Source organism: Acidithiobacillus sp. TH-A67, from assembly GCF_057473545.1.
In genome coordinates, this window is sequence record NZ_JBYCKU010000010.1 from 1 (window position 1) to 3,671 (window position 3,671).

At 55.9% G+C, this 3,671-nt stretch carries 4 protein-coding genes and 2 pseudogenes; all 6 read right to left on the minus strand.

All coding sequences use genetic code 11. From position 1 onward, the window contains the following. Positions 1-193 precede the first annotated feature (193 nt). The 6 genes and pseudogenes from AC2VNM_RS01260 to AC2VNM_RS01285 all read right to left on the minus strand — a co-directional run bounded on the left by AC2VNM_RS01260 (position 194) and on the right by AC2VNM_RS01285 (position 3,630). The gene (locus AC2VNM_RS01260; protein WP_486912736.1) at positions 194-565 is read right to left on the minus strand and encodes a CZB domain-containing protein; all 372 of its coding nucleotides are present in this window, start codon (positions 563-565) and stop codon (positions 194-196) included. A gap of 21 nt (positions 566-586) precedes the next feature. Then, positions 587-856: pseudogene (locus AC2VNM_RS01265) on the minus strand (methyl-accepting chemotaxis protein); the annotation flags it as partial. Positions 857-1,069: 213 nt separating this feature from the next. Then, positions 1,070-1,447 (minus strand): annotated as a pseudogene (locus tag AC2VNM_RS01270) (PAS domain-containing protein); the annotation flags it as partial. 608 nt (positions 1,448-2,055) lie between these two features. Then, positions 2,056-2,607 (minus strand): protoglobin domain-containing protein, encoded by a 552-nt coding sequence (locus tag AC2VNM_RS01275; protein ID WP_483166496.1) that lies wholly within the window; start codon positions 2,605-2,607, stop codon positions 2,056-2,058. Positions 2,608-2,625: 18 nt separating this feature from the next. Next, positions 2,626-3,030 carry a roadblock/LC7 domain-containing protein gene (locus AC2VNM_RS01280; RefSeq protein ID WP_483166495.1) on the minus strand — a complete coding sequence of 135 codons (405 nt, stop codon included), beginning with the start codon at positions 3,028-3,030 and terminating at the stop codon, positions 2,626-2,628. 207 nt (positions 3,031-3,237) lie between these two features. Continuing rightward, complete coding sequence (locus AC2VNM_RS01285; protein WP_483166494.1) at positions 3,238-3,630, minus strand: PIN domain-containing protein; 393 nt, start codon at positions 3,628-3,630, stop codon at positions 3,238-3,240. Positions 3,631-3,671 lie beyond the last annotated feature (41 nt).

Genomic DNA, 3,671 nt, shown 5'->3' on the forward strand with positions numbered 1-3,671 from the left:
CTGCTGTCAGGATATCCAGGTAGCGCTCAATGATCTGAAAATCCGAATCCTGCAGACCCAGAAAATTAGGGAGGGAATTTTGCTCAGCCATTTCCACGCCGCCTCAAGACTACACCGCACTGTTTACACGGGGCCATCAAATGATGGCTTCGCAATTTGTCCATGCGCTCCTTCCCCGTCGCAATGGCTTCAATCAGTCGGCTTCCTCTGGCGTTAGGACCCGAAGCAGAGCCTTCAACACCGAGATGGTCTGATCCTTGGCCTCCCGCAACACAGCCATCTGGTGCCTAGCTTCCGTTTTGTCTCCTCGATCTAGAGCCTCCAGAAGGGCCTTGCCGGCACTGTGCGCGGCTGCATGCGGTGCGGCCACCCTCTGGAATTCCGGCTGCGTTCCCAGTAAGTTCTGCCCGATTCCATCGTACCACTTGCCGAAAAAGCACTGATGGTGATCTGGAAGCTCGGTGGCATGCTGCGTGTGATGGGACGCGATTGCCTGGCGCTCCAGATTCTGAACAAAAACCTCGTGGCTGATGATAGCCGAGCGAACGGTGATGGCGGCCACCACCTGTTGCAGCTTTTTGACCCCTTTTTCTGAGGAATCCAGCCCCAATCGAGACTGTTCCGCTCCCTGGACCGCCTGTTGACTGATCTTGTCGATATCCTGTGTAGCCATCTGGACTTTTTGTACGCCACCCTGGATTTCTGTGGTGGTTTCCTCGACGCGCCGAGAGAGGTTTCGCACTTCATCTGCCACTACGGCAAAGCCTCTCCCATGCTCCCCCGCGCGAGCCGCTTCGATCGCCGCATTGAGGGCAAGCAGATTGGTCTGTTTGGCAATATCCCGGATGCTTTCGACATTCTGGCTGATGAAGTTCACGGTTTCTTTGAGGTTTTGTACCCCTTGCCGATTGGACTCGATTTTCTGGATCAGGTCCTGGGTCTGGGTGACCGCCTGGTAAATTCCCTGCCGAACTGCCTGTTCCATATCTTCCATCTGGCGGACGGCCTCGGCATTGTTTTTCAGGTTGTCAGAAAGGATGCCTTCTGACTGCTTTTGTGCCGTCTGATCTCGCCAGGAAGCATGGAACGCAATCACCTCACTTTTTTCGTCGCGTATAGCAGAGAAGCTCAGCGCGAAGTAGATCTCCCCTAGTTGCAGGGTGGTTTCATGTATTGTGCCAGGTTGCGCAGCTATCTTTCGGAGAATGTTGCGGATTTTCTCGGGATCTTTATGGAACTGGTGGATGGAGTTTCCGAAGGCCTTGCCGACATCTACCCCGTGCAGCTGCCCGTTCAGTTGCTCTCGGTAATACTCCAGCACCCTTGTGGCTGTTGGATTCATATAACTGATTTTGTTTTCGTAGGCAGCATCGGCTTCGGCCAACATCTCCATGCTGGCCAGTGGATCCAGAGCTTGTTGGAGGATTTGCAGCATGACGGCGTCCATGTTTTCCCCATTGCAGTAATTTTGTTACCATTATACAATACTATCGTATCCTATTATATACAATTCCGCCATCGAGGCCGCCACAGACAGCGCTTGGGACAACGCCAGGACTTCCGGCACCTGTTCGATACCCTGCGCAAGCAGGGCCCACAAACCGCCCGTGATCGCCATCAGCAGCTACAGCTGAGCAGCGCCCGAGTGAGTTCCCTGCTCCGCGCCCTCCAGGCACAAGGAGCCATATATAGCCTGCGCTGCGTTCCAGGAAAAAAGGCACCCCGGTCAATCTCTGGGAGATCCGCGTCGCTGGCGAGTGAGCCCTCTGGGGGCCTCTGCAGAATTCGGAAAATACAGCACGCTAAGCTGGTAGCAATGGTCTTGTTGTGCAAACGAACGGTTGTGTGACCAGTAAACATGCCTGCAAAGCTCAGTCGGTGCCGACTCGCAGCATGCTCCGCCTAGGTAGTGCCGCAGGACGGATCCAGGGACATACGACGTCATTTTGTAGCACCCGTCTTCATTGGACAGGTAGCACATCACCTCGGGGCGAGTACTTGTGGCGCAGTAACACGGTGCAGACGTATTTAGGCCGTAACGGCCACCGCGAAGGCTTAGTTCCGCAGCGACCGCAGGCTGATGAGATTCTCCAGTAGGACCAGGCTCATCCCGGTAGCAGCCGTCAGCCGCCGCATGCGTTCGGCCTCGTAGGCCGAATCGATCAAATATTGACAGAGATCCAGCAGGCGCAGCACCACCCCGGTGCAGATGCCAATAGGCTCACCTACTGCCCGGGCGGCGAATTCGATTTCTTCAGGGAAGGCGCCACGCAAAAAGCTCATGCTGGCCGCCACAAAGAGAGGCGGAATACCGGCGGCCACATGGACTTCGCCGATGCGCCGCTGGCGGGCCATGAATGTTTCTCCGTAATCGCCGGAGAAGAGTTCCGTGAGCCAGGCGATATGGGTCTTTTTTAGTTGCTCCACACGACCTTCCACATGGGGACGGGTGCGTTCGTCGGCCAGAAGACGTTCATAGAAGCGATCCGTAAGTTCAGGCAGGCGCGGCACCAAATGTTGGCCGAGATGGCGGAGATGCTCCTCGTCCTCCAGGGAAAAACCGCTGATGTGGATGAGGGTCTGCACATCGCTGGGGTTTGCGTCCATAGTCATTCCTTGTTCAGTCTAAGCCTGTTCCAGCACTTGCCCCATGCGCTCGGCGAGCATGCAGGAGGCGGCGACGACGCTGTTCCAATCACCCTTCACGTCGAGAAAGAGGGCGAGAATGCCCTCCCTGCCGGCAGGCAAGAAAAGATGGCGATAGCGGCAATCCCCAAGCAGAATATATTCCGTAGCGCAGGCACTGCGGGATTCGGCCCACCGATCGCTGATGGAGATGAGGGCCGCCCCCAAAGTACCGAGGAAATCTTCATCCACGGTCGGGGGCAACTGCGCAAGCATGACGATGCCGTCCCGACTCATGAGGGCCCAGCCCTGCACGGTGGAAAAACGTTGCATCAACTCCCGGACTTCTTGGTGACAAGCTGCCGATTTGTCCATTTCCTCCTCCTGGCCCGCAACGGGCCGCATCCCGTGGCTCCTGGTTTATCAGGGAAATACAAATAATTCATTGATCCCATGTTGAATTACTTAGACAGTTTTTTGCGGACATCAAGGTCCTGATAGTCTGCTGCGCTCCTGTCCCAGCTAAGCGATCATCCGTACGGGGCGAGCATGGAGCCTTTCCTCTCACCTGAATCCGTGGCGTAGATTTTGCTGAAGGGTCGCCGCGCGGAACTACCCTTCCACCCAGTTTTCGACGATCAGGCCAGCGTCGACATAGAGATCGAAATCCGCCGTGTTGTTGGTCACCAAAGTGACCTCCAGCGATAAGGCATGTGCTGCAATCATACGGTCGAAGCTGCTCTTTCTGGCTGGATACCGCTGGGAGAGCTCTCCAAAAAGGGCTGCCGCGTCCACGTCAAAATCCTTGACGATCAACCTGCTCAAGAGCGTGGCCATTTCCGGATGACGGTTATGGACGTTCAAGCCACAACACAATTCCGCCCAAGTGATCGAACTCACTCCGATCTCGCCGGGTTGACAGGCAGCGAAACGCCGGACGACGGACTCCGGCTGTTCTTTCATGAGATAGATGCAGATATTGGTGTCCAGCAAGTAGCGCAGCATCACCAAGATCTTTCTGCCTCGACAAACTCCGGTCGCTCAGC

Bases quoted from the DNA above. Each gene is read 5' to 3' on its own strand.
- AC2VNM_RS01285 (WP_483166494.1), bottom strand. From the start codon at position 3,630: ATGCTGCGCTACTTGCTGGACACCAATATCTGCATCTATCTCATGAAA.
- AC2VNM_RS01280 (WP_483166495.1), bottom strand. From the start codon at position 3,030: ATGCGGCCCGTTGCGGGCCAGGAGGAGGAAATGGACAAATCGGCAGCT.
- AC2VNM_RS01275 (WP_483166496.1), bottom strand. From the start codon at position 2,607: ATGGACGCAAACCCCAGCGATGTGCAGACCCTCATCCACATCAGCGGT.